We start from the raw sequence: 26,294 nt of genomic DNA on the forward strand, positions 1-26,294 counted from the left end.
TCAGTACTGCTTCGCGATCGCTTCGAGCATCCGCTCCAGCGTCTCGTGCGCGGGCGGTTCGACGACGTCCACGATCGTCTGCGGCACGGCCAGGTTCTTCTCCTTGACGATGTCGTTGAAGTGCTTGGGATCGGCGGTCCGGAACCCGAACGTCGCCGCGAGCCTCCCCAGTTCGGCGTCGCTCGACAGCAACTGCCCGATCCGGTCGCCGGGCTCGCGCAACGGCACCAGCGTGTGCTTGGACAGCACGGTCGGCGCCGGGTAGAGCAGCTTCATGTCCGGCCGGATCGTCGAGTCACCGCGCGCCACCCGGTCGACGAACTGCGCCTCGTACGCCAGCACCAGCGGCGTCTTGCCCATCCCCGCGGACAGGTAGTCCTCGAACGGCCCCTCGCTGCTGCTCTGCGTGTAACCCTGGTCCAGGAACAGCTTCGACACCGCCGGCAGCACCTTGGCCTCGCCGTCGGGCGTGCTGACCACTCCGCCGTTCGCCACGAACGACGTGATCGCCAGGTACATCGCCGCCGAATTCGAGTCACGCGGGTCGGTCGTGGTGACCAGCAGGTTCTTGCGCGCCGCATAGGAGGTGTTGCCCGGCAACTGGTCCCAGCGCGTGCCTCTGGCCGCGAGGTCCAGGTACGCCTGCACGTCGAACGTCTGGTAGCCCGGCCCCGCCTTGACCACGCCGGCCTTGGTGAGCAGGTCGACGATCGGGTCGAACGTCGCGATCACCATCGGCGACGAGAACGGCGCGTACGTCCGCGCCGCCTTGCGGTCGCGCTGGATCTTCTCGGCCGCGGGCGCGCTCGACGGGAACGCGAAGTCGTACGAGCTCAGGTCGGTCGCCGTCGCGATCTGCCGCGACCCGGCCGGATCCACCTCGACCTTGAGCCCGTGCTTCGCGAACACGTCCTTGACCCGCTGATCGGCGAAGAAGGCGAGCTTCTCCGAACCGATCACGCCGCGCACCGTCTGCAGCTGGGCCGGCTCGCCGCCGCCCTGCCCGAGCACGACGGCCGTCACCACACCCACCAGCAGCACGACCGCAAGGCCGATGCCGAGCGTTCTCTTCACTGTCCACCTCTGCGGAAAGCCCTGTCGGAGAAGAGATCTTTCGTCACTTCGACGCAGTTTCGAGGTGGGTCGTGGCAATCGTGAGATGAACAGTCGATGAACGGGCCGATGAGTTCGCGGCGCTGCCCGAGTCGGTGTTGCTGAAGAGTCCGAGTCGAGGAGGTTCAGCGATGAAGTTCGTGACGATCGGGTACGGCGAACGCGAGGGCTACGACCGCACGGACCAGGCTGTCCGCGACGAAGCGCACGCCCACGACGAGCGTTTGCGCGAGGCCGGGGTCGAGATGGGCATCGCCGGGTCGCCCGTGCAGGTGCGCAACCCGGACAACGCCGGGACGACGGTGGAGGAAGGCGCGTTCCTGCGATCCGCCCTGCCGGTCGCCGGATTCGCGATCATCGAGGCGGCGTCCCTGGACGAGGCCGTCAAGCTGGTGGCGAACACTCCGTGCGCGGTCGCTCACGGAGTGGTGGAGGTGTGGCCGTTAGCGCAGGGGTGACCTGTCGCCCACAGACCACTTGTGGCCGAACGGATCCGTGAAACCGCCCTGGCGGTGCGTGCCCCACGGCATCTGGTGCTCGACGACTGCCGAGCCCTGGACAGCTCCGGCAGCGAGTGCACGTCCCACGAGCCCGTCGGGGTCGTCGCAGAACAGTTCGACGCGGACGCTCGTGACGCCGGCGGGACTGCTCTCCGCGGGGTTCGACGGGTTGACCTGGTGGACGAAGAAGGCCGCGCCACCGATCGACAGACCGGCGACGCCGCCCAGGTCCCACAGCTCCGTGGCGCCGAGGGCGGCCTTGTACCAGGTGATGGCCGCGTCCGCGTCCGGGACGATCAGCATCACCGAGATCATCGGAGGTTCGGTCATGTCGCACAGCCTGCCGGATCCGGCCGCTGATCGCCCGGCGGTCGACCAAGACTGTCCATTGTGGACTGAAGGCGACCGTTGACAGCCAAATGATGTCTCCGCTTTACTGGCAGGGCTTCAGCTGACCGCAAGACGGGCCACGGGGGACCGTTCTCGTCGGCTGGCATTCACGAGCCTGGGGGCTTGATGAAACTGATCAAGATCGTGCTGTCCGCGGTGCTCGCCACCGCCGCGCTGACCTCGGCGGGCACCTTCACCGCGGGAGCCGCCGAAGAGCCGGCGAGCATCATGACGAAGATCGAGCGGCAGATCGAGGACCAGCTCAAGGCCGGCGCGGCCGTGGCCGACTCGGACTGGTTCTACCTGCGGGTGGTGGGGCGTCCCGGCTACTGCCTGGACAACTTCGCCAGCGGCGGTGGTGCCAACAACTCCAAGGTCGGCCTGTGGACCTGCAACGGCGGCATCACCGAGAGATGGCGGCTCCGCGCCTGGAACAGCGGCACGTTCTACGGCTTGAACCTGGTGAGCGAGGCCAGCGGCCGGTGCCTGGACTACCCGGCCTCCGCGGGCAACAACATCGGCTGGCAGATCAACGTGTACGACTGCCTCAACGGGGGATCGGCAGGTCAGAACTTCCACCGCACCATCTGGACCGACACCGGAACCTGGACGTTGCAGTGGCAGGCCACGAGCTCGGTGGTCGCACTGGACGCTTTCGCCGACCACTGGGTCGGCAACGGCAGCCCGGTCGGGCTGTGGACGTACTCCAGCCCTGGCAACTCGCTGCAGCACTGGTACCCGACCGGGTCCTGAGACGTTGGACGGGAGCCGGACCCGACCGGCTCCCGTTCAGCCCAGCAACCAGGCGACGTCGCGGACCAGCGCGTGCCGCCACCCGACCCGGTCGTGCCCGGCAGGCGACCGGTTCACCCGCACGGTCGCACCTGCTGCGGCGGTGAGCTCTTCGACGGCCGCGCAGTGCCGATGCATGGCCGGTTCGTGTTCACCGACGTCGAACGCCACTCGCAGCCCGGAGAGGTCACGGCCGGCGAGACGAACCGCCGTGTCGCCACCGGCTGGGCCGTCCAGCGCGATCCCGTGGCCCGGCAGGTCGCGGGCGTACCAGAACGACCCCGACTGGCAGGCGACCCTCGACACCAGCGAAGGGAAGTCCAGCGCCGCCTGGAACGCGCTCAGCCCGCCCAGACTCTGCCCGGCGACCACGAACCGCGAGAGGTCCACGGGCACGCCGTTCTCCGCCAACAACGGCAGCAGCTCGTCCCGGATCGCCTCCCACAGCGCGGGAGAGCTGTACTCGGCATCTCGATCACGCGGCGTGGGCAGGAAAACCAGCGTGGCGGGCGGCATCTCGCCGTTCTTCACCGCCGACTCGAACGCGGCCACGGCGGGGTGCACGTACATCCAGTCGTCACCGTCGAGCAGCAGCACCACCGGCTCGCCGCCCTGGTGCACGCGAACGGTCTTGCGCCCCAACGATCCGTTCCACCGGATGCGCAGCGAAGGCACGTCCAGGACCTCGTCCGGCCCGACGACCGGCCAGTGCGGCTGCGGCTCCAGGCCGGGGGCCGAGTAGATCGACCTGTTCGGCCCCGCGCCCTCGGGGTTGAGCGGGTCGGCGTGCTCCTCGCCGTCGCAGAGGAAGTGATAGGTCACGCGAAGCCGGTCGGGCATGTCGACCTCGGCGACCCAGACGTCGCCTCGGCGTTGCAGCTCGACGGGTTCCAGCACGCTCTCGAACCGCAGGGTCGCCGGGCCACCACTCCACTGGAACAACGTCATCGGGCCACCGCCAACTGGTACGAGGAGTCACGGCCGAGCAGTTCGCGGTGCGTGCCCTCACCGGTCACCGCGCCGTCGGACAGCACGATCACGCGGTCGGCCACGTCGAGCAGCGCCGGGCTGCTGGTGATCACGATCGTGGTGCGGCCGCGGCGCAAGGCCGCGACGTTGCGGGCGATGAGCTGTTCGGTCACCGCGTCGACGGCCGTAGTCGGGTCGTGCAGCACCAGGATGTCCGGGTCGGCGGCCAGCGCGCGGGCCAGGGACAGGCGCTGTCGTTGCCCGCCGGAGAGGTTCGCGCCGCGGTCGCGCACGGCGTAGTCGAGGCCGTCGGAGTGCAACGCCACCACGTCGGTCAGCATCGCGGCGGCCACGGCTTCGTCCACCAACGCGCTGGAACCGGACGGATCCACGTTGTCCCGCAACGTTCCCGCGAACACCTCGTGGTGCGACGGGTTCACCAGCAGGCAGGCCCGCACGCTCTCGATGGACAGCGACGCGATCTCCTGCTTGCCCACCCGGACGACACCCGAGTACGCGGAAGGCGGCACGGCAACGGAAAGCAGGGAGGTCAGCTCGGCCGCCGCCTGGGGCTGGTAGGCCGCCACAGCCACGAACTCGCCCGGCCGCACCGAGAACGTCAAGTCCCGCAACGTTCCGCAAGAGACACCCGAGACCTCGAGACCGCTCGACGGTCCGGGCTCTTCGACCCCCGGAGTCATCAGGGGCGGAGCCGCGAGGATCAACGCCATCCGTTCGGCGGAGGCCCGCGCGATCATGACGTACTTCGGCATCTCCGAGAACATCTTCAGCGGCTCGATCAGGAACTGGGCCAGGCCGACGGCCATCACCAGCTGACCGACCGTGATCTCGCCCCGGAACGTCAGAAGTCCCGCCCACAACGTCACCGCCGCGGCCAGCAACGAGTTCAGCGCCAACGCCAGACCGGCGTAGACGCCGTTGACCCGCGCCACCACGATCGACTGCTTCTTGGCCTCGGTGCTCACCCGCCGGTACGCCTGGAAGGCCGCGTAGCTGCCGCCGAACCCGTGCAGTGGCCGCAGTCCCGCGATCAGGTCGGACACCTTCGCGCCGGCCCGCGCGACCTTCGCCTGCTGCACCTGGGTGTTCGCGCCGATCCTCCGTGACATCACGCTGAGCACGCTCAGGATCGCCGCCGTGCCGACGAACACCAGCACACCCAGCGGCACGCTGATCACCGCCAGCACCACGCCCGTGATCACCACCGACACCAGGGAGCTGATCAGCAGCGGCACCACCTCGATGATGTCCGCGGTCTGGTCGGCGTCCTCGGTGGCGATGGCGAGCACCTCGCCGGACTTCAGGTCGACGTCACGCGCCACCGGCTGCAGGCCGTGGTCCGCGACCGCGACCCGCCACCGGTGCGCTTCCGTCGTGTTCGCCTTCTGCAGGATCCGCATGCCGAACCGCCACGAGTACGACACCGTGGCCATCACGAGCCCGAGCGCCAGCAGCGCCAGGCCCAGCGAGCTGAGCTGACCGCCGCGCAACGCGAACTCGACGATCACGCCGAGCAGGATCGGCACCGCGGTCTCGGCGGCCTGGTACGAGCCCATCAGCAGGGTGCCGGAGGTCATGGCGCCGACGTTGCGGCGCAACGCGACCCCCAGGATCTCCCGGCCGGTGCGGACTTCAGTGTTCGTCAACGTGGCGCGCAATCGCTTCGGGGGTGGAAAGGGACAGCAGGTCGCGGATCGTGACCACGGGACCGAACTCGCGGCGGAGCAGGCCGATGAGCCGGACCGCGAGCATCGAGTGCCCGCCCAGGTCGGTGAAGCCGCTCGTCATGCCCACCTCGTCCTCGTCGAGGTCGAGCGCCTCGGCGAACATCTCCCTGACCACGGTCTCGGTCTCGGTCAGCTCCCGGACCTCCTGCTCGACCAGGGTGCCGAGCGGGCGGGCCTCGGGCAAGGCCGAGGTGTCGGCCTTGCCGTTGACCGTCAACGGGATCGCGTCCACCTCGGCGTAGTGCGAGGGCCGCAGGTAGTCCGGCATCCCGGCACCGACCTCCGCCGCGATCGACGGGATGTCCGCGCCCGGTTCCAGCACGAGGTAGGCCGCGAGCCGGTACGCGCCGTCGACCTGCGGGTCGGCCTGCGCGACGGCGGCGACGAACCGGACGCCCTCGTGCGCGGCGAACCTCGCCTCGACCTCGCCCAGCTCCACGCGGTGACCGCGGATCTTGACCTGCTTGTCCGTGCGGCCCAGGTAGAGCAGGTTGCCGTCGGGACGCCTGATCACCAGATCGCCCGTCCGGTACATCCGTTCACCGGGCACCCACGGGCACGCCACGAACCGTTCGGCGGACTGCCCCGGCTGACCGAGATACCCGCGCGCGATGCCCACGCCCGACACGTACAGCTCACCGGGAACGCCGTCCGGCACGTGCCGCAGCCACGGGTCGAGCACGTACACGTCGGTGTTGTCGATCGCCACGCCGACCACCGGGTCGACGCAGTCGAACGTGCCGACGCCCAGCGTGTTGATCGTGTACTCCGTTGGCCCGTAAAGGTTGTAGCCGATCGTGCCGGGAGTGTCGGCCAGCTGCTGCCAGAGCGTCGGCGTCACGGCCTCTCCGCCCAGCAACACCAGCGCCGGCTTGTGCTCCGCGCTCAGCAGCCCTTCCGCGACCAACTGCTGCGCGTAGGTCGGCGTCACGTTGATGACGTCGATCTCGTGCTGGAGGCAGTACTCGACCAGCCCGGTCGCGTCGCGGCGCAGTTCCTCGTCGCAGACGTGCACCTCGTGGCCGTCGGCGAGCCACAGCAGCTCCTCCCACGACATGTCGAACGCGAACGACACGGTGTGCGCGATCCGGAACGTCCGGTGCCCGTGCTCGGCCAGCACCGGCTCGAAGATCCGCCGCTGGTGGTTGACCAGCATGTTGGTCAGACCGGCGTACTCGGTCACCACGCCCTTGGGCTTGCCGGTCGAACCGGAGGTGTAGATCGTGTAGGCCGCGTGCTTGAGCCGGTTCGGGTCGGCGGCCGCGAACGTGATCACCGGCTCGGCGTCCGGCCACGGCGCGTCGAGCTCGAACACGTCGCCCTGGATCCTCGGCGCGACCGCGCTGGTCGTGATGATCAACGACGGCCGGGCGTCGTCGATGATCGCGGCGATCCGCTCGTCCGGGTGGTCCAGCTCCAACGGCACGTACGCCGCGCCACAGCGCAGGATTCCGAACAGCGCGACGACCCAGTCCATCGAGCGCGGCACCGCGATGGCGACCGACGTCTCGACGCCGATGCCCTTGTCGGACAGCACGCCCGCGAGGTGACGGCTGCGGTCGCGCAGTTCCGCGAACGTCATCGTCTTGCCGTGCGCGACCAATGCGATCCGGTCCGGGTTGCGGTCGGCCGCGGTGTCGAACAGGTCGACGACGGTCTGGTTGCCGAAGTCGTTGGCGGGGTTGAGCTCCGGCACCGGTCCGGTGCCGAGGATCGCCCCGACCGGGCCGTCGGTCGTGGTGAGGTCGGCGAGCACCCGCAGGTAGTCGTCGAACAGCCGCTCGGCCAGCGCGGGGTCGGTGACCTCCGGCCGGTACTCCAGCTTGACCGTGAGCTGCCTGCCCGGCGTCACGACCCAGGTGAACGGGTAGTGCGTCGAGTCCTCCGACTCGTGGTCGATGATCCCGTTCGCCGCGTTGAGCTCGTCGAACGTGCTGTCGTCCAGGAAGTTCTGCAGCACGAACAGGTTGTCGAACAGCTGGTCGTGACCGCTCGCGCGCTGGATCTCGCCGAGCCCGACGTGCTCGTGCTCCATCGCGTCGACCCGCGACGCCTGCACGTTCGCGAGGAACGTCGCCGCCGTGTCGCCCGGCCGGGCGGTGATCCGCATCGGCACGGTGTTCAGCAGCACGCCGACGATCCCGTCCGTGCCCTCTTCCTCACGACCGGACACCGTGACGCCGAAGGTCGCGTCGCCGCGGCCGGTCTCGCTGCCGAGCAACAACCCGAGCGCGCCGGTGACGACCGAGTTCAGCGTGACGCCGTGCTTGCGCGCGGCCTCCTTGACCCGATCGGAGTCCTCTGTGGACAGCGTCCGGACGATCTTGGCCGGCAAACTGTCCGAAGTGGACCCGTCGCCGAGCAGTGTCGGACCGGGCAGATCCGCGAGGTACCCGGCCCAGAACCGTTCCGCCGCTTGAGCGTCCTTGGCCTGGAGGGCACGGGTGTAGCTCTCGAAGCTCGGCGTGGCGGGGGAGGAGTCGACCGGCTCGTTCTGGAGGAACGCCCGGTAGGCGCCGAACAGGTCGCGCAGCACGATCTCGCGCGACCAGCCGTCCCACAGCAGCAGGTGGTAGCTGAACAGCAACGCGTCCCGGCCGTCGGGCAGTCGCAGCACGGTGAGCCGCACGAGCGGCGGCGCGCCGAGGTCGAAGCCCGTGCCGCGGTCCTCGACGCGCAGCGCCTCGACGGCGTCCTGGTTCAGCACGTCGACCGCGCGGACCTCGACCTCGCCGCTCGTGCCGAGGACCTGGACGGGCGACCCGTCCTCGTCCTCGAAGCCCGCGCCGACCACCGGGTGCCGGGCGATGACGTGCTGCAGGGCTTTGGCCAGCGCGGCGGTGTCGAGACGGCGGTCGAACGTGAAGTAGCTCTGCGCGACGTAATGCCCGGCCGCGCCCGCCAGTTCGGCTTGGAAGTACAGCCCGCGCTGCAACGGCGAAACGGGTGCGGTGCGACGAGCGTTCACCGAGGCGTCCGCGATCCGTTCCAGCGCGAGCAGCCACCGTGCGGCGATCTCGTCGGACACGTCCTCGCTCAGCGCGAACGTCGCCCGCAGACTGCCGGTCGACGTGTCGACCCACGAGTTGACCTCGACCGCGTACGGACTGGGCTGCGAGCCGGCGTCGACGTCGATCGCCTGCGACTCGCTGCCGCGGCCGAGGTAGTTGAACAGCACCTGCGGCCGGGGCAGGGCCGCCAGCACCGGCGCGGTCTGCGGGTTGAGGTACCGCAACTGGCCGAAACCGACGTGCTGCTGCTCGTCCGGCTGACGCTGGGCGAGTTCCCGCGCCGCCTGGACCGGATCGGTGTGCGGGCTGAGTTTCACCGGCGCGATGGACGTGAACCAGCCGACCGTGCGGGTGTAGTCGTGATCGTCTCGTACCGGCACGCGGCCGTGCCGTTCCAGCTCGATCACCAGATCCGTCGGCGTGCCCTGGATCTCCGTCAACGCCGTGCGGAGCGCACCGCAGAGGAGTTCGGTCAGGCCGACGCCGAGCGCGACCGGTGCGGCGTGCACGACGCGGTCGGTGATGTCGGCGGACAGGTTGACCGTGATCTCGCGCTGGTCGCCGATCTGCTGCGTCAGGACCGGGGAGTCGAGCACCTCGATCCAGCGGTGCAGGTCGGTGTTGGACTGCGCCTGGATCGCGAGCGCGCTGGTGTAGGTGCCGAACGGCGTGGTCGTCGGCGCCAGGTCTTCGCCGCGCATGGCGGTGGCGATGTCGTCGAGCAGGATCAGCCACGAGACCGCGTCGACGGCGAGGTGGTGGACCACGACGACGAGGGAGCGGGTGGACTCCAGCCAGGTGAACGCGGCCATGATCCCGGCCTCGGGGTCGAGGCGGCGCGCGGCCTCGTTGGCGGCGACCTGCGGATCGCCAGAATTGTCAGACCCGCTTGAGATGATTGGAGTGGGGACCCGACCCCCCCAAGGGGCCTGCGAATCGGGATCGATTCCGAACGACCAGACCCCGTGCTCGACCCGCAAACGCATCCGCAGGACCGCGTGAGCCTTCACCACGGCCTCAGCGGCGCGCTGTGCCTCAGCGAGACTGCCGCACCCCAGCTGCCGCGCCTGGGCGAACAGCTTCAGCTCCCCGCCCAGCTCCCGCTGCCGCAGCACGATCGGCGTCGGCACGACCGGCCCGTCCTCCTGCTGCTGAAGTGCACGCGGGGAGCTTTCGTTCACTTGGAGCGCACGAGAGGGCCCCGCGTGCGCGGCCAGGGCGCGCGGGGTTTTGTGGAGGAAGAGGTCTCGGGGCGCAATGGACAGGCCGAGCGCGCGCGCCCGGTTGACCACGCTGATGGCGATGATGCTGTCGCCACCCGAGACGAAGAAGTCGGAGTCGGCGTCGACGTCGGTACCGGGCAGAGCCTCGGCGAAGATGCTCACCAGCGAGGTCAGGACCGGAGCGTCGGCGGCGGCAGGAGCCGGTGCGTCCTCGGCACGAGCCCGCTCCTCCAACGCCTTGCGATCCAGCTTGCCGTTGACCGTCAACGGCAGCGCGTCCAGCGCCAGCACCCGCTGCGGCACCATGTGCACCGGCAGCTTCGACCCGAGCACCGCAGCGATGTCCGAGGCTGGCGTGCCCACGACGTGCGCGACCAGGTGGTCGGCGGTGTCCGCCACCGTCACGGCGACGTCCACGACGCCCGGAACCGAGCGGATCGCCGTCTCGACCTCGCCCAGCTCGATCCGGAAACCCTTGAGCTGCACCTGGTTGTCCGCACGGCCGACGAACTCCAACGAGCCGTCGAGGGTGCGGCGCGCGAGGTCGCCCGTGTTGTACATGCGCGCGCCGTCGCCGGAGAACGGGTCCGCCACGAAACGGCCCGCGGTCAGGCCCGGCCGGTTGTGGTAGCCCAGGGCGATTTGCGCGCCTGCCACGTAGATCGCGCCGACCTGCCCCGGCGGCACCGGACGCAACGTCGAGTCCAGCAGGTACGTGCGCAGTCCGGGAATCGGTCCGCCGATCGGGCTGACCTCACGGCCTGAAGCGAAGTCCGAAGAATCCAGCACGCGATGCGTCACGTGGATGGTGGTCTCGGTGATGCCGTACATGTTGACCAACGAGGGGCGGTCACACCCGTACCGCTCGACCCACGGACGCACCCGCGACAACTCGAGAGCCTCGCCGCCGAAGATGATGCGGCGCAACGCGGGCAACGGCGACGAAAGCCGGTCCGCCTCGATGAACTGGTAGAACGCCGAGGGTGTCTGGTTCAGCACGGTGACGCCACGCGAGCGGACCAACGCGTGGAAGTCGACCGGTGAACGGGTCAGGCCGTGGTCGGGCACCAGGAGCTCGCCGCCGTACACCAGCGCGCCCCACAGCTCCCACACCGCGAAGTCGAACGAGTACGAATGGAACTGCGTCCACACGTCGTCCGGCCCGAAGTTCATGTCCGGCTGGGTGTTCGCCAGCAACGTCACCACGCTGGCGTGCGGCACGACGACACCCTTGGGCCGGCCCGTCGAACCGGACGTGTAGATCACGTAGGCCGGGTTCTGCCAGTCGAAGGGAGGCAGCACAGCATCGCCCGGCACCTCGTCGCCGTAGACCAGGACGCGCGCCGCAACGCCGGCCTGGGACAGCAGCCGTTCGAAGCGCTCCCGGTGCTCGCGTTCCACCAGCACCACTTGGGGTGCGGAGTCGGCGAGGACGTACTCGAGGCGTTCGTCCGGGTACGCGAGGTCCAGCGGCACGTACGCACCACCGGCCGACACGATGCCGACCAGCGCGACGACCTGCTCCAACGACCGGCCGATCGCGACCGCGACCCGTTGCCGCGGACCGACACCCGCGTTGACGAGCGAACGCGCCAGACGGTTCTTGGCGTCGGCGAGCATTCCGTAGGTCAGGCTCTCGGAACTGCCGTCGAGATGGCACATCGTCACGGCGCGAGACGACGGCGAACGCTCGGCGGCGGCGTCGAACAGGCCGGCCAGCGTGACGGGCTCGACGTCGGCAGCGGCTCGCACCGATGTCAGCGAAGGCACCGGAATGCTCGAACCGCTCAACAAGGAAGTCAGCGTGTCGATGAACGCCCGCAGGATCGTGTGGGCGCCGGCCTCGCGCACGACCGTGGTGTCGTAGATGAGGTTGAACCGCAGCGCGCCGTCGTTCCCGCGCTCCGCCACCAACGTCAGCGGGTAGTGCGACGCGCCCTCGTTCACGATCTCGGTGATCTCGAACGGGCCGCTCAACGACGTCGCGTCCGTGGCGACGTCGAACACCACGATCGTGTCGAAGGCCGAGCCGTGCGGCGCCTGCCGTCCGATGCGAGTGAGCGACACGTGCTGGTGCGGCAGGACCGCGGTCTGGTGCGAACGCACCGAAGCCAGCAGATCGTGCGCGGACGCGGAGTCCGACCACTTGACGCGCACCGGAATCGTGTTGATGAACAGACCGACCATCTCGGCGATGCCGGGCACGTCTGCGTCACGACCGGAGACCGTCGAGCCGAACACGACGTCCTGGCTGCCCAGGATGCCACCGAGTGTCACACCCCACGCGCTGTGCACGGCGTTGCTCAGCGACACACCCGAAGCGCGCACAGACTCGTCCAGGTCAGCGGGCGCGTCGAGCACCATGTCGGCGAACTGGTCGGACGGCGTGTGCCCCTCGGCGACCAACGACGGCGCGGACAGCCCGGCGAGCTCGGCGGCCCAGACGCGGTCGCTCTCCTCAGCGTCACTGGTGACGAGCCAGCGCACGTAGTCCGCGTAACCGCCGCGCACGTGCACAGAACCCGGCGTCTCGTACTCGGCCAGCAGCGCGCGCAGCATCGGCGGCACCGACCAGCCGTCCGCGATGATGTGGTGCACGGTCTGCACCAGCACGTAACGGCCGGGCGCGGTCCGGATCAGCGTGAAGCGCATCAACGGCCCGCGAGCGAGGTCGAACCCGGCGACGCGGTCCTGCTCGGCGAACGCCCGCAGCTCCTCGTCGGTCATCCCCTGACCGTCCACAGTGGAGAACTCCGGCCGGACCCCGGACTCCAGCACGGAGACGACCCGCCCGTCCGGCAGGCCGACGAACCGCGCGGCGAGGTTCGGGAACAGCTCCAGCACGCGCACGGCGGCCGCTTCGAGCCTGCGCGCGTCCACGGAACCGGACAGCGTCAGCAGTTGCTGCTCGACGTACCGGTGCGCCGAGTCGTCGTCGAACACCGAGTGGAAGTACAGGCCCTCCTGCAACGGCGTCAGCGGTAGCACGTCCCGCAGCGCCGGGCTGTCCAGCGAGTCGACGTCGGCCTGGGTGAGCGGCACCAGGTCGAAGTCGCTGGGGGAGTGACCGCCCTCGGTCAACGCGGCCAGGCCCTCCAGCGCCGCCACGAAGTACTCGCCGATCTTCGTGATGTCGGCGTCGGTGAACACGCCAGAAGGCCACGAGATGACGGTGACCAGTTCGAGTTCGCCGTCAGCGCCCGGTTCGGCGGAGGCGTTGAACTCCAGCGCGCGCGGCAGGCGCATCGCCGGGTCGCGCTTCTCGCCGAGCTGGCCCGCGTTCTCCGCGAGCTGCCAGTCGCCGGTGGTGCCGCCGCTGAACCGGCCGAGGTAGTTGAACAGCACCTGCGGCCGAGGAGCCTCGAAAGTGTTGCGCCCCAAGTACTTCAGTGCGCCGTAGGACACGCCGTTCGAAGGCACCAGCGCGAGGTCTTCCTTGACCCGCTTCAACGCCGAAGCGAGGTCGTCCGAACCCGGATCCACGGTCACCGGGAACAGCGTCGTGAACCAGCCGACCGTGCGGGACAGGTCCGGGTCGAGCGGCACGAACCGGCCCTCACGGCCGTGGCCCTCCAGCTCGACGTGCGCGAACGTCTGGTCCTGGCCGTTGTCCCGCCGCCACCGGGCCAGCGCGACCGCGAGACCGGTCAGCAGCACGTCGTTGACCTTGGCGTGGAACAACGCGGGCACGTCGCCGAGCAGCGCGGCGGTGGCGGCGGAACCGACCGTGACCGTGCGAACCTGTTCGCCCGCGACAACATCGGAGTCGGTCAGCTCACGCCGGCCGAGCAGCTGGTCCACCCCCGGCAGCACACGCTGGAAGTACGAGCGGTCCGCCTCGAAGGAAGCCTGCTCCAGCAACTGGGTCCAGCGGCGGAACGACGTCCCGACCGGACGGAGCTCCACCGGCGCACCGGAAGAAACCTGCTGCCACGCCAGGGCGAGATCGTCGAACAGGATCCGCCACGACACGCCGTCGATCACCACGTGGTGGATCACGATCACGAGCTGCCGGGCCGCGGACCGCCACACGGCCCGCAGCATGATGCCCGCGTCCGGGTTGAGCCCCTCGGTCGCGGCGACCACGCACTCGTCGAGCGGCGCGTTGCTCTCGTCCCACAACGCGTGGCCGTCGGCCGGGATGTCGAACGACCAGCGCTCGCCCCGGACCAGCTTGGCGCGCAACATGTCGTGCCGTTCGACCACGGCGTTCAGGATCTGCGTCAGCGCATCGGCGGTGAGGTCCGGGGGAGTGTTGAGCACGACCGACTGCACGAACCCGTCGATCGCGTCCGTGGTCTCACCGAGCCACTGCACGATCGGCAGACCCGCCACCGGACCGGTCGGCACGTCGTCGTGGTCCACCGTCGAGGCACCGTCCCGCGACGCGACGGCGGCCAGGGCGCGCGGCGTGCGGTTGAGAAAGATCTGGGTGGCCGTGACGAACACGCCCTCGGCGCGCAGCGCGGACAGCAGCGAGATCGCCAGGATGCTGTCGCCGCCCAGCTCGAAGAAGTCCTGGTCGGCACCGACCTGCTCGACCCGCAGCACCGCCGCGATCGCGGCGCAGATCACGGCCTCGTCATCGGTCTCGGCGGCGGTGACCGGACCGGTCTCCACGGTGGGCTCCGGCAACGCGCGGCGGTCCAGCTTTCCGTTGGCGGTCAACGGGAACTCGGCCATCACGACGATGTGCGCGGGCACCATGTACTCGACGAGGTGCTCAACGGCCCACTGCTTCACGGCGTCCGCGGTCAGGCTGTCCACTGAAGGGACGACGTATCCGACGAGGTAGTTGCCGCCCGCCGAGTTCTTCCGGACCACGACACAGGTGTGCCGGACCTGAGGGTGTTCGGCCAGCGCGACCTCGACGTCCTCCAGTTCCAGCCGCATGCCGCGGATCTTGACCTGGTTGTCGACGCGGCCGAGGAAGTCGAGCGACCCGTCGGGTGCGAACCGCGCCAGGTCGCCGGTGCGGTAGAGGCGCGAACCGTCGGTGGCGAACGGGTTCGCGACGAACCGCGACGCCGTCAGGCCGGGAGCGTTCACATAACCGCGGCCCAGCAGGAAACCGCCGATGTACAGCTCGCCACCGACACCGGGAGGGCACGGTCGCAGCTGGTCGTCCAGCACGTAGAGGTCCGTGTTCGGGTTGGCCTTGCCGATCGACGTCGACAGCCGCTCCGCCTCGCCGCGGTAGATCACGTGCGAGACGCCGATCGTGGCCTCGGCTGGGCCGTAACCGTGGTACATCGGGATGTCGAGCTGCGTGCGGAACCGGTCGTACAGCTCGGGGGTCAGCACCTCGCCGCCGCACCAGACGTGCCGCAGGCTGTCGAGCTCACCGTCGCCGGCGATGTTCAGCAGCACGTCCAGCATCGACGACACGAGGTACACGAACGTCACGCGGTGCCGGTCGATCGTGCGCAGCAGGTGGTGCGGGTCGCGCTCGCCACCGGACCGCACGACGACGGTCCGGCCGCCGCACACCAGCGGCAGGAAGATCTCGTTGATCGAGATGTCGAACGACAGCGGCGCCTTGAACAGCGACGCGTCGGAGTGTCCGAAGTGGAGGATCTGGTGCACCTGCCACAGCAGGCGTTCGCTGATCGCCTCGTGGCGGATCATCGCGCCCTTGGGGCGGCCGGTCGAGCCGGACGTGAACATCACGTACGCGAGTTGCGCGCCCTGGATCGTGACATCGGTGGGGTCGCCGGAGTGGTCTGAGAAACCCCAGCCGTCGAGGTCAACGGCGACAGCTTCGGGCTCGCCTTCCTGGCCGGTGCCGAGAAGTAAGACGACCTGGGCGTCGGTGATCACGGACTCGCGCCGCGACGCCGGCCACTGCGGGTCCAGCGGTACGAACGCGGCCCCGGCCTGCAGCACGGCGAGGAGGCTGATCACCATCTCGGCCGAGCGGTCCAGGGAGATGCCGACGACCTGTTCGGTCCGCAAGCCGCGTTCGATCAGGTGGCGGGCCAGCTGGTTGGAACGGGTGAGCGCCTCGCCGTAGGTGAACGCGCGCTCGCCGTCGTTGATCGCCACGGCGTCCGGGCGCTGCCGGGCCTGCTCGCGGAACAGCTCGACGATGCTCGGCCGGTCGCGCGGGAACTCGTTGTCGTTCCACCGCGCCAGGTCCGCCAGTCGTTCCTCGACCGTCTGGGAGGTCAGCGTGCCGATGGCGCGGTTCGGGAACTCGGCGAGGTCGTCCAGCGCTCGCTGGGCCGCACCGGAGTCGACGCCCTCGGGCAGCGGGATCACCCAGCCGTCAGGGCGTTCCGTGACGTCCCACCGCTGGCCCTTGTCGGCCCAGACCAGCAGGTCGCCGAAAAGCGTTGCAGGCGTGAGGTCGAGTCCGTCGATCTGCAGGTCCGGGTTCGCCCACCGGGTCAGCGCGACGGCGCTCGCGACGGCGATGGTCCGCTGAGGGTACTCACCGGCACGGCGCCGAATGGAGGCGATCCGGGCGGTCGAAAGAAGTACGTCACGCTCGGCCATCAGTTCCATCGACGACTCAGCCATCCCTTCACGATCGGTGAAGGTAGCCTAACCTAAGTAGTTGCCGATCCGAATCGCCAAGCGGCCCAAAGTGCCGCGTAACGCCCGTCACGCGCGACCAGTTCCTCGTGGGTGCCCTGCTCGATGACCCGGCCCGCGTCGAGGACCGCGATCCGATCCGCCGCCATCGCCTGGGTGAGCCGGTGCGCGACCAGAAGCGTGGTGCGGCCCCGGCAGGCCGCGAGCGCGGCACGTTCGAGCGCGGCGGCACCCTGGCTGCCCGCCTCGGCCGTCGACTCGTCGAGCACGACGACGGGGGACCGGCCGAGCACGAGCCTGGCCAGCGCGATCTGGGCGATCTTGGTCACGTCGAGGCGTTCGCCACCCTCGCCGACGTCGGTCTGCAGGCCCTGCGGAAGCGCTTCGACCCACGAATCCGCGCCGACGGTGCGCAGTGCGTCCATCAACTCGTCGTCGGTGGCGTCGGGAGCGGCCAGCCGCAGGTCCTCGGCGAGCGGACCGGCGAAGACGTGCGCCTCCTGGGTCAGGATGCTGACCAACGCGCGCGCGCCTGCCTCGTCCAGTTCGGCGAGGTCCGACGGTCCGATGTGGACGGACCCGGTCTGCGGCGTGCCGGTACCGGCGACCAGCGCCGCCAGCGTCGTCTTGCCCGCACCGGTCGCGCCGACCAGCGCGAGCGAGGTGCCGGCGGGGATCTCCAGGTCGATGTCCCGCAGCACGTCGTGCTCGGATTCGGGGTAGCGGAAGGAAAGCCCGCGCACCGTGACCGCAAGCGGCTCGGCGTTCTGGTCCACCGCGACCGCGCTGCGGACGAGCTCGTCGCCGTCGGATTCCGTGAGAACACCGACGAGCCTGGTCAGTCCGGCGCCGGACTTCTGCGCCTCGTCGAAGAACGCCATGATCAAACCGAGCGGTACGAACAACTTGTGGAACAACAGTGCCGCGACCGACACCTGGCCGAGCGACGATTGTCCGTTCGTCACCAGGAAGTAGCCGACCACGATGATCAGCCCGAGGCCGATGAACTCGGCGCGGTTCTCCCGGCCGATGAACCGGCCGAAGAACCGGAAGACCTCGATGCCGATGTTGCGCACCCGCCACGACTCGGCGGTCACCTTGTCCCGGAAGGCGTTCTCGAGACGGTAGGCGCGCACCGTTTCGATGCCGTCCAGCGCGCTGATGAACGCCTGGGCGCGATCGGCCTGGGCTTCGGAACGAGCGCGGTAGAGCGGCTGCGAACGCGGCAGGTACCAGCGCAACGCCAGCCAGTAGGCGGGCAGCGCGCACGCACCGGCGAGCCCGAGCCGCCAGTCGAGCCCGAACATGCCCGCGGTGGCGATGACCACCAGCACGACCGCCGAGAAGATCGTCGGAATCGCCGTGCGGAAACCCTTGGAGATGACCGCGACGTCGTCACCGACCCGGGAGAGCACGTCACCGCGGCCGACCTGCTCGATCCGCGCGCTCGGCATGCCGAGCACCGCGCGGACCGCGCCTTCCCGCAACCGCGCCAGCATCTCCGCGCCGACCCTGCCGATGAGGTACGTCGAGACCGCGGTCATGACCGCGCCGAACAACGCGGACACGACCGTGGCGATGCCGATCGTCCAGAGGATCGAAGCGTTTCGCCCGCCGACGATCCCGTCCACCACGGTGCCCAGCAGGAACACCGGGATGATCTGCAGCACCGCCCCGGCCACCGTCGCCAGCACGGTGGCGATCGGCAGGCCGGGGGCGTTGCGGCAGTGGTCCAGCACCCACCGCAAGGCCTCGCGTCCGGTGGCCGTGCGCAGGATGTTCGCGGGCACGGCGGAGACACTCGTGGTCACGAGAGGACCTTTCAATGGTCGCGGGCTGGCCATGAACGGCGCTTTTGTGGACCTCAGGTCCACAAAAGCGCCGTTCATGGCAGTTGGAGCCAGGGCTGGGTCAGCCGACCGACTTGGCGGCCTTGACCAGCTCGTCGATCGCGTACGGCATGGACGCCAGGGTGGCCTGCGAGATCGCGGCACCCACGGCGGGACCCTCGCTGTCGAGGATCCAGTGGACCTTGCCGGCCTTGACCGCGGGCAGGTTCGCGAAGAGCTGGAAGCCCTTGAGCGACTTCTGGTCCGCCTCGTCGGCGATGACGAAGATGCGGTCGACGTTCATCAGGTCGATGCGCTCGGGGGACAGCGTCGTGTAGAACTTGCCGCCCGCGATCTCGTCGATCTTCGTGTTGCCCTTGAAGCCGATGCCCGTGACGACCTGGCCGCGCACGTCGGTGGTGGTGAACGGCGCGACGGCGTCCTTGTACCAGGACGTGACGACCGCGGTCTCGTTCGCCCAGGCCGGGTTCGCCTTCTTGGCGTCGGCGATCTTGTCGTCGATGCCCTTGATCAGCTTCGCGCCCTCGTCACCCTTGCCGACCGCCTTCGCGACCTGCAGCGCGTTGTCCTGCCACTTGGCGGAGAAGGGCTCCTTCTCCTCCTTGGTCCGGCCGACCGTCGGAGCGATCTTGCTCAGCTTGTCGTACCAGGCCTGGTCGGCCTCGGAGTACACCGCGACGATCAGGTCGGGGCGCAGCTGGGCGATCTTCTCGTAGTTCGGCTCGGTGTCGCCGTTCTTCATGACGACCTCGGGCGTCGTCGAGCCCCACTTGTCCTTCACCCAGGCCCACTGGGTGTTGATGTCGGGCTTCTTGCCCTCGGGGTTCGGGTACTGGTCGACCATGCCGACCGGGACGACGCCCAGCGCGAGCAGCGTCTGGTCGTCGGTGTAGCCGAGGGAGACGACGCGCTTGGGCGCTTCCTTGATCTCCGTCGTGCCGAAGAAGTGCTCGACCTTGGTCGGGAACGTGCCACCGGAGGCGTTGTTCGCGTCAGTCGTCGTCGCAGGCGTGGAAGAACCGCACCCGGCGAGGACGCTGGCACCGACCACCACGGCTGCTGCCACAGCGGTCAGTCGCTTCCAGGTCATGGTCGTTCTCTGGCCCATTCGGCACCTCGTTCGTTCGCTGCCCACGCGGCGGGGGAAATTAGGACAGCCGAACCTTATCACTCGGTTAGGGCAGGCTAACCTAGTTCTTGGTCACTCTTCGATACCACGTGGGTCCGGCCGATGGGGACGATCAACGGACGCTCGCTGACCGGGTCGTCGATGACCTTCGCCTGCAGGCCGAACGTGTCCAGCAACAGGTCGCTGGTGATCACCTGGCTCGGATGTCCCTGCGCGACGATCGATCCGGACTTCATCACGATCAGGTTGTCGCTGTAGCGCACGGCCAGGTTCAGATCGTGCAGGACCATGACGATCGTGCAGCCGCCCTCGTGCAGGTCGTCGACGAGGTCGATCACGTCGATCGCGTGCGCGAGGTCCAGGTATGTCGTCGGCTCGTCGAGCAACAGCAGGTCGGTGCCCTGGGCGAGCGTCATGGAGATCCACACCCGCTGCCGCTGGCCGCCCGAGAGCGAGTCGACCGGCCGGTGGGCGAGATCGGCCACGCCGGTCATCTCGAGTGCCTTGGCGACGATTCCCGCGTCGTCGCTCGACCACTGGCGGACCCAGCTCTGGTGCGGGTGCCGGCCGCGCGCGACCAGGTCGGCGACCGTGAGGCCCTCCGGCGCGATCGGGGTCTGCGGGAGCAGGCCCATCTTCTTCGCGACGTCCTTGGTCTTGAGCCGCGCGATGTCGTGGCCGTCCAGCAGCACGGTTCCCCGGCGCGGTTTGAGCAGCCTGGACAGCGTCCGCAGCAGGGTCGACTTGCCGCAGCCGTTGGGCCCGATGACCGTGGTGATGACGCCCGTCGGGATGGAGACGTCCAGGTTGTCGAGCACGACCCGGTCGGCGTACCCGACCGTGACGCCCTCGGCACCCAGTCGGGCGGCATCGTTGCGCAGCGCGGTCATAGGGCAACCTTACTTAACGCAGGCTCACCTCAGTGAACGGACGGGCCCCGCAAGCGGGTGGGCGGGCCCGTCCGCGCCCGGATCTCTACGCGAAACCGACTACCCAGCGCTGCGCGAGCGTCCCGTTGCAGCGGAACAGCTGCATCTGCAGTCCGTTGGTCGCCGCTCCGCCCGGTACGTCGAGGCAGAAGCCGGTGTCCCGGAAGCCCGACCGCGACTCCAGGCTCACGACGTTGGGCAGTGACGTTCCGGCGTTGAACTCCTCATTGCTGACGTCCCGGCACGTGTTCAGCCCCATGGGATCGCCGTTGCTGGCAGGAGCACTGAAAGCGAACAGGCACAGGCCGCTGAGCTGGTTGAGGAACCGGAAGTGGTTGGTGCCGACCTGGACGAACTGCCAGCCCTGCGCCACGCTCCCGTCACAGGTCTGCTGGACGACCGCCGAGCTCACGACCGGCACCACCGGCTGCAGGCACTTGTTGTTGCCGACGTTCCTGATCGGATTGAAGACACCGGCACGGGGCGTGCTCTGCTCGACCGGAGCTGGCGCGGCCTGCGCGGCACCTCCGCCGTACCCGAGGATGCTGACGGCCGCGGACATGGCCACGGCAGCCAGCATCGAGACAACTCTGAATTTGGACATCGAATCTCCATCGTCGACCGTCGATTGATCGAGACCCGAACGTAACCGTGGCCGTCTGCAACCCGTCGACAATCCGTCGACATCGGACGGTGGGGAATCGCCTCAGGCCGCGCGCTTCATGTTCGCGCGCACCAGGAGGTAGACGAGGAACGGTCCGCCGATGATCGCCGTGACGATGCCGACCGGCATGTCGTTGGGCAGCACCAGCCGCGCGACGAGGTCGGAGCCGATCAACAACAGCGCCCCGAACAACCCGGACGCGATCAACGGCGGCACCGGGCTCTTGAGCAACCGCATGGTGATCTGCGGCGCGACCAGCGCGACGAACGGAACCGGGCCCGCGGCGGAGACCGCGACACCGGCGAGCAGGACGGCGCACAACAGCAGAACGGCCCGCACAGCGCTGTACCTGACGCCCAAACCGGCGGCCACGTCGTCACCGAAGTGCATCGGCCGGAGCTGGAACGAGATCACCAGCACCACGACGACGAGCGCGATGGTGACCCACAGCGTCGTCCACACCTGGGTCCACGACCGCGCGTCGAGCGACCCGACGAGCCAGGACTGCGCGCGGGCGACGTCGCGGATGTCCGCCAGCACCAGCAGCCACGTCGTGAGCGCCTGCATGACCGCGCTGACCGAGACGCCGATGAGGATCAGCCGGAAGCCGTCGATGCCCTTGCGCCACGCCAGGAAGTAGACGAGCAACCCGGTCAGCAGCCCGCCGGTGAGCGCGGCCGCGGGCAGCCCGATCGAGCTGGTGATCGCCGCGCCGCCGGACGCCGTCACGAGGAACACCGCGGTGGCGCTGGCGCCGCCGGTGATGCCGAGAACGTCCGGGCTCGCCAACGGGTTGCGCGCGATCGACTGGGTGAGCGCGCCGGAGATCCCCAGTGCGGCACCCACGATCAGGCCGACGAGCGCGCGCGGCATCCGCAGGTCCATGATCACGAACTCGTCGACCCGCTCGCCCTGTCCGATCAACGTCCGGAAGACGGCGTCGAGCCCGATGGTGAAGTCACCCACCGAGATCGACACGCAGAAGATCAGGAACGTCAGCGCGGCCAGAACCGTCGTGACGAGCACGATCCACGGCCGCCAGACCCAGGACCACGCGCCGATTCGGACGCCGGAATGCATCTCGGTGGTCATGCCTGCCTGAACTTTCCGAGCCAGACCAGCGCCGCGAAGAACGGTGCGCCGATGAGAGCGATGACGATGCCGGCCTGCAGTTCGGCGGGTCGCACGACGAGCCGTCCGAGGATGTCGCAGACGAGCAGCACGACCGCGCCGAGCAACCCGGCGTACGGCACCAGCCAGCGGTAGTCCGGGCCGGTCAGCCACCGCGCGAGGTGCGCGACCATCAGCCCCAGGAACGCGATCGGCCCGCACGCCGCCGTCGCCGCGCCCGCGAGCAACGTGACGGCCACGACCCCGACCGTCCGGCTCGCCGCGATGTTCACGCCGAGCCCGCGCGCCACGTCGTCGCCGAGGTTGAGCAGGTTGAGCGCGGGGGAGTTGAGCACCGCCAGCACCACCCCGACCGCCACGAACGCCGCCGCGACCCCGATGACGTCGAACCCGACGCCCTGCACCGACCCGGCGTTCCAGAACCGCAGCACGTCCAGCGACTGCTTGTTCCCCAGCGCGACCGCGGTGGTCATCGCGGCGAGGAACACCGTGACGCCCTGCCCGGCCAGGGCGAGGGTGAGCGGGTTGCCCGACCCCCGGCCCAGACTCGACAGCCCGAACACGAGCACCCCGGCCGCGGCGGCGCCGACGAACGCGAACCACATGTACTGGATCGGGTTCTGCAACCCGAACAGGTACACGGCGAGCACCACCGTGAACGACGCCCCGGCGTTGACGCCGAGCAGTCCGGTGTCCGCGATGGGGTTGCGGGTGTGCCCCTGGATCAACGCACCCGCGATGCCGAGCGCGGCGCCCGCCACGACCGCGAGCACCGTCCGCGGGATGCGCAGGGTGTGCACGATGAGCGTGATCTCGGTGAGCCGCTGGTCCGTGCCGGGATCGCCGAACAGCCCCTGCCACACCTCGGCCGGGCTGAGCGACCGCGCGCCGATGACCAGCGACAGCACCGCCGCCCCGGCGAGCAGCACCACCAGGCACGCCAGCCCGAGCAGCCGCCGCTGCCGCGGCCCCGCCTCGGCCGGTGCGGACTCCTGCCCGCGTTGCTCCACCACGATGCTCACGACGGGCTACGTTATCTGCCGCCGGTCGGTCGGACCTAGGGCACCCTTACCTAACCCTCGCTTCGACCGCTCGCAGGGTCTTGGTGAACGCGCCGCCCAGGACCTGCTTGCCGACCAGCGCGAGCACGCCGGCGAGCAGACGCCCCTTCAGGTTTTTGCCGTCACGCACGATCTCGGCGTGCACGACGGTCGTGCCGTCGGTCTGCTGGGAGAACGTGTAGGTGTGACCTGATCGCCCGCCCCACAGGTTGGAGTCGATCGTGGTGAGCACGACGTGGTCAGGATCGGACCAGTCGTAGCGCAGACGTTCCCAGATGCCGCCGTTGCCCTCGGTGACATCGGCGAACGTCTCGCCGCGTTCGTGGACCCGCAGGGAGTCGTCACTGCTGTTGGGGAAGAGCTGCTTGCGGCCGGGGCCGAAGTCGGTCAGCGCGGCGACGAACTGCTCCGGTGTGGCAGTGGTCTGCTGGGTCAGGGTGATGGTGGCCATGTCCTCGCTCCTCGTTGTGCTGTTGGAGCAAGGTTCGCCGGTCGGGGCACTCGTTCGCGCCAGTGGATCACCCTGGTCGTTCAGTCCCTGGGCACGGCCGCGAGCTTCTTGCGCATGCGGTCCGCCTCGTCCTCCCGGCCCTGCCGCTCGAACATGTCCAGTGCCCGCTCCCAGACCGCGGTGGCCTGGTCGCGCTGCTCCAGGGCGAGGTGTGGATGGCCGAGGTTCGTCAGCATGTTGGCGGTGGTGTAGTCGTCGTTCTCGGCCTGGCACAGCTCGATGGCGTGCTCGTACAGGGCGACCGCCGCGGTGTGGTTGCCGACCTGGTGCTCGATGCGGGCGAGCGTGTCGACGGCGGTCGCCTCGCCCTGCCGGTCGCGGAGCTCGTGCAGCAGTGTGAGCGCTTTCCTGGCGTGTTCACGGCCGTGATCGGTGTCGCCGACTTCGCTGGCGCAGTGGCCGATGTTGTTGTGCGCCAACGCGATCAGCATCTGGTTGCCGGTCTTCTGGTAGTGCGGCAACGCGGCCTTGGCGTGCTCGAAGGCCTTGCCGTACTCCGAGCGGCTCGCCCACAGCCAGGCGAGCGTGCCGTGCGCGTCGGCGAGCTGCAGCGGTTCGCCGACCTGTTCCGCGAGGGCGAGAGACCGGGCGAGGTGGTGCTGGGCCTCGTCGAAGCGCTGCACCTGGCCGAGGCTGCTGCCCATGATCCGGTGCGCGACCACCCTTTCCTCCGGGTCGTCGGCGGCGTCGATGGCCGTCTGCCACATGGCCAGCTCGTCGTCGAGATGGCCCCGCAGCTGGTGGTAGGCGTGCGACACCCTGGCCAGCAGCACGACCCGGTCGTTCCAGCCGTGCCACGCGGCGGCCTGCTGCACGGCCCGGCGCGTCCCCCGTTCCGCGTCGAACCACGCCAGCGCGCCCGCCTTGTCGGCGGCGGGGGTGACGACGGTGCCGGCCGCGGCCGCGTCGAGGTCGATCAACGGGCGGTGCGGGTCGATCAGCCTGTCGTTGGCGTGTGCGGTGTGCGCGTGGTGGTCGACGAGCCGTCGAAGCGCTTCTTCGCGGTGGCCGGGTCGCTCGGCCGCGTAGGCCCGGACCAGGTCGTGCATCCGGACGCGGAACCCGCTGCCGATCGAGATCAGCGACGCCTGTTCCAGTGCCCGCAACGTGCTGCAGGTGTCCTCTGTGGACAGACCGGCGAGGCTGGCCGCCGCGCCCGGCCCGATGTCCTCGCCCGGTGCCATGCCCAGGAGCGCGAACAGTTCCTTCTGCCGGTCCGTCAGCGCGCGGTACGACCACGACAGCACGACCGGCACGCTGACGCTCGGGTCGGCGTCGAGCGCGCCGAGGCCGAGTTCCTCGAGCTGCCGGGCGATCGCGGCCAGCGACAGGTCCGGCTCGGTCAGCACCCGCGCGCCGACGATGCTCAACGCGAGCGGCAGCCCGCCGCACAGGTCGATCAGCCGTGCCACGGCGAGAGGTTCCGCGGTCAGCCTGGTAGCGCCGATGCGGCCGGCCAGCACCGTGCTCGCGTCGCTGTCGGCGAGCACGTCCAGCCCGACCGCGCGAGCGGTGACGAGGCCGGGCAACCGGTTGCGGCTCGTCACCAGCACGCGGCAGGTGTCACCAACGGGCAGGAGCGGGAGGACCTGGGCGGCGTCGGCGGCGTTGTCGATCACCACCAGCAGGCGCCGCTGCGCGGTCAGGCCGCGGAACAACGCGGCGCGCGCCTGCGGGTCGGCCGGGACCCGGCTCGCGTCCAGCCCGAGCGCGTGCAGGAACCCGCGGACGGCGACGTCCGGTTCCATCGGCGTCTCGTCGGGGCTGAACCCGCGCAGGTCGACGAACAGCTGGCCGTCCGGGAAGCGGTGCAGGTTGCGGTGCGCCCAGTGCAGCGCGAGCCACGTCTTGCCCATGCCGCCCGCACCCGCGATCGCCGCGACGCCCTGCGTCCGCATCGCGTCGTCCAGCTCCGCCAGGTCTTCCTCGCGGCCGACGAACTGCGCGGGTGCGGAGGGCAGTTGCCGGGGCACCTCGGCAGCGGGCCCCGCGTCGCCGAGGAGGAGTTTCTCGTGGAGTTCGCGCAGTTCCGCGCCTGGCTCGGTGCCGAACTCCTCGACGAGCAGGGCGCGGACGGCCCGGAACCGGTCGAGCGCCTCGGTGCTCCGACCCGCCTGCGCGAGCGCCCGCATGTGCTGTGCCGCAACGCGTTCGTCGAGCGGACTGGCCGCCGCCCGCGCGGAGATCGTCGCGAGCAGTTCGGGTCCCTGGCCGAGCCGCAGCCGGGCGTCGACGAGATCCAGTTCGGCGGCGTCGCGTTCCCCGGCGAGCAGGTCGCGGGTGTGTCCGGCCCACTCGCCGCCGACGCCGGTCAGCGGTTCACCCCGCCACAGCGCCGCCGCTTCGGTGAGGACGCGTGCGACGGCTTCGTCGTCACGCTGCCGGCGTGCTTCGTCGCGGAGTGCGCGGAACCGCATCAGGTCCACAGCGGACTCATCGGTGACGAGCGCGTATCCGTCGGCCCTGCTGGCCAGGGTGACGGCGGTGGTCCCCGCGAACGCCTGCCGCAGCCGGGAGAGGTAGCTGTGCAGCGTCGCCCGTGACCGCGGCGGCGGCTCCGCGCCCCAGACGCGTTCGGTCAGCCGGCTCATCGACACGGCCTGGTTCACGTCGACCGCCAGCGCCGCGAGCACGCACCGCTGCCGCGCCGGCCCCAGTTCGACGTCGAGGCCGTCGACCCGGGCGCTCACCTCTCCGAGCAGGGCGATCTCGATCGCCGATCCCACCGAACCTCCC

15 protein-coding genes are annotated in these 26,294 nt (G+C 69.7%); 2 read left to right on the forward strand and 13 right to left on the reverse strand.

The annotated features are described in order from the left end of the window. Nucleotides 1-1,074 (reverse strand): hypothetical protein, encoded by a 1,074-nt coding sequence (locus tag G7043_RS15100; RefSeq protein ID WP_166046233.1) that lies wholly within the window; start codon nucleotides 1,072-1,074, stop codon nucleotides 1-3. Nucleotides 1,075-1,244: 170 nt separating this feature from the next. Here G7043_RS15100 and G7043_RS15105 point away from each other — a divergent pair, with 170 nt between their 5' ends. Continuing rightward, on the forward strand, nucleotides 1,245-1,571 hold the full coding sequence (locus G7043_RS15105; RefSeq protein ID WP_166046234.1) for a YciI family protein: 327 nt from the start codon (nucleotides 1,245-1,247) through the stop codon (nucleotides 1,569-1,571). Here the strand turns inward: G7043_RS15105 and G7043_RS15110 are convergent. Further along, nucleotides 1,557-1,943: a VOC family protein gene (locus tag G7043_RS15110; protein ID WP_166046235.1), complete on the reverse strand. Its 387-nt coding sequence runs from the start codon at nucleotides 1,941-1,943 to the stop codon at nucleotides 1,557-1,559. The genes G7043_RS15105 and G7043_RS15110 overlap by 15 nt on opposite strands. 186 nt (nucleotides 1,944-2,129) lie before the next feature. Here G7043_RS15110 and G7043_RS15115 point away from each other — a divergent pair, with 186 nt between their 5' ends. Further along, entirely contained in the window at nucleotides 2,130-2,756 is a 627-nt protein-coding gene (locus G7043_RS15115) for an RICIN domain-containing protein (protein WP_242642336.1), read from the forward strand. 36 nt (nucleotides 2,757-2,792) lie between these two features. Here G7043_RS15115 and G7043_RS15120 read toward each other — a convergent pair whose 3' ends face one another. From G7043_RS15120 to G7043_RS15170, 11 genes are all read right to left on the reverse strand, one after another. Further along, nucleotides 2,793-3,743 carry an alpha/beta hydrolase-fold protein gene (locus tag G7043_RS15120; protein ID WP_166046237.1) on the reverse strand — a complete coding sequence of 317 codons (951 nt, stop codon included), beginning with the start codon at nucleotides 3,741-3,743 and terminating at the stop codon, nucleotides 2,793-2,795. Then, complete coding sequence (locus G7043_RS15125; RefSeq protein ID WP_207311149.1) at nucleotides 3,740-5,431, reverse strand: ABC transporter ATP-binding protein; 1,692 nt, start codon at nucleotides 5,429-5,431, stop codon at nucleotides 3,740-3,742. The genes G7043_RS15120 and G7043_RS15125 overlap by 4 nt, the downstream gene beginning before the upstream one ends. Next, nucleotides 5,418-16,268 carry a non-ribosomal peptide synthetase gene (locus tag G7043_RS15130; RefSeq protein ID WP_207311150.1) on the reverse strand — a complete coding sequence of 3,617 codons (10,851 nt, stop codon included), beginning with the start codon at nucleotides 16,266-16,268 and terminating at the stop codon, nucleotides 5,418-5,420. Before G7043_RS15130 ends, G7043_RS15125 begins: the two co-directional genes overlap by 14 nt. Before the next feature lie 29 nt (nucleotides 16,269-16,297). Continuing rightward, complete coding sequence (locus tag G7043_RS15135) at nucleotides 16,298-18,094, reverse strand: ABC transporter ATP-binding protein (RefSeq protein ID WP_207311151.1); 1,797 nt, start codon at nucleotides 18,092-18,094, stop codon at nucleotides 16,298-16,300. 100 nt (nucleotides 18,095-18,194) lie between these two features. After that, a complete protein-coding gene (locus tag G7043_RS15140) occupies nucleotides 18,195-19,223 on the reverse strand; it encodes an iron-siderophore ABC transporter substrate-binding protein (RefSeq protein WP_207311152.1) in 1,029 nt (342 codons plus the stop codon). Between the two features lie 95 nt (nucleotides 19,224-19,318). Then, the gene (locus G7043_RS15145; RefSeq protein ID WP_166046240.1) at nucleotides 19,319-20,152 is read right to left on the reverse strand and encodes an ABC transporter ATP-binding protein; all 834 of its coding nucleotides are present in this window, start codon (nucleotides 20,150-20,152) and stop codon (nucleotides 19,319-19,321) included. Between the two features lie 85 nt (nucleotides 20,153-20,237). After that, a complete protein-coding gene (locus G7043_RS15150; RefSeq protein ID WP_166046241.1) occupies nucleotides 20,238-20,795 on the reverse strand; it encodes an RICIN domain-containing protein in 558 nt (185 codons plus the stop codon). Nucleotides 20,796-20,897: 102 nt separating this feature from the next. Then, nucleotides 20,898-21,947: a FecCD family ABC transporter permease gene (locus G7043_RS15155; RefSeq protein ID WP_207311153.1), complete on the reverse strand. Its 1,050-nt coding sequence runs from the start codon at nucleotides 21,945-21,947 to the stop codon at nucleotides 20,898-20,900. Continuing rightward, nucleotides 21,944-23,008, reverse strand: coding sequence for a FecCD family ABC transporter permease (locus G7043_RS15160; protein WP_313887887.1), 1,065 nt, complete (start codon nucleotides 23,006-23,008; stop codon nucleotides 21,944-21,946). The genes G7043_RS15155 and G7043_RS15160 overlap by 4 nt, the downstream gene beginning before the upstream one ends. A 46-nt stretch (nucleotides 23,009-23,054) precedes the next feature. Continuing rightward, nucleotides 23,055-23,498, reverse strand: a complete 444-nt coding sequence (locus G7043_RS15165; protein ID WP_166046242.1) for a hypothetical protein — start codon at nucleotides 23,496-23,498, stop codon at nucleotides 23,055-23,057. An 80-nt stretch (nucleotides 23,499-23,578) separates the two neighbouring features. Beyond that, complete coding sequence (locus G7043_RS15170) at nucleotides 23,579-26,284, reverse strand: AfsR/SARP family transcriptional regulator (RefSeq protein WP_313887888.1); 2,706 nt, start codon at nucleotides 26,282-26,284, stop codon at nucleotides 23,579-23,581. Nucleotides 26,285-26,294 lie beyond the last annotated feature (10 nt).

Origin of the sequence: Lentzea alba (assembly GCF_011067745.1) — a bacterium.
Lineage (GTDB): Bacteria > Actinomycetota > Actinomycetes > Mycobacteriales > Pseudonocardiaceae > Lentzea > Lentzea alba.

Coding starts and splice junctions, on each gene's coding strand:
- G7043_RS15155 (WP_207311153.1), bottom strand. CDS start 21,947: ATGACCACCGAGATGCATTCCGGCGTCCGAATCGGCGCGTGGTCCTGG.
- G7043_RS15105 (WP_166046234.1), top strand. CDS start 1,245: ATGAAGTTCGTGACGATCGGGTACGGCGAACGCGAGGGCTACGACCGC.
- G7043_RS15165 (WP_166046242.1), bottom strand. CDS start 23,498: ATGGCCACCATCACCCTGACCCAGCAGACCACTGCCACACCGGAGCAG.
- G7043_RS15115 (WP_242642336.1), top strand. CDS start 2,130: ATGAAACTGATCAAGATCGTGCTGTCCGCGGTGCTCGCCACCGCCGCG.
- G7043_RS15120 (WP_166046237.1), bottom strand. CDS start 3,743: ATGACGTTGTTCCAGTGGAGTGGTGGCCCGGCGACCCTGCGGTTCGAG.
- G7043_RS15140 (WP_207311152.1), bottom strand. CDS start 19,223: ATGACCTGGAAGCGACTGACCGCTGTGGCAGCAGCCGTGGTGGTCGGT.
- G7043_RS15145 (WP_166046240.1), bottom strand. CDS start 20,152: ATGACCGCGCTGCGCAACGATGCCGCCCGACTGGGTGCCGAGGGCGTC.
- G7043_RS15150 (WP_166046241.1), bottom strand. CDS start 20,795: ATGTCCAAATTCAGAGTTGTCTCGATGCTGGCTGCCGTGGCCATGTCC.
- G7043_RS15130 (WP_207311150.1), bottom strand. CDS start 16,268: ATGGCTGAGTCGTCGATGGAACTGATGGCCGAGCGTGACGTACTTCTT.
- G7043_RS15110 (WP_166046235.1), bottom strand. CDS start 1,943: ATGACCGAACCTCCGATGATCTCGGTGATGCTGATCGTCCCGGACGCG.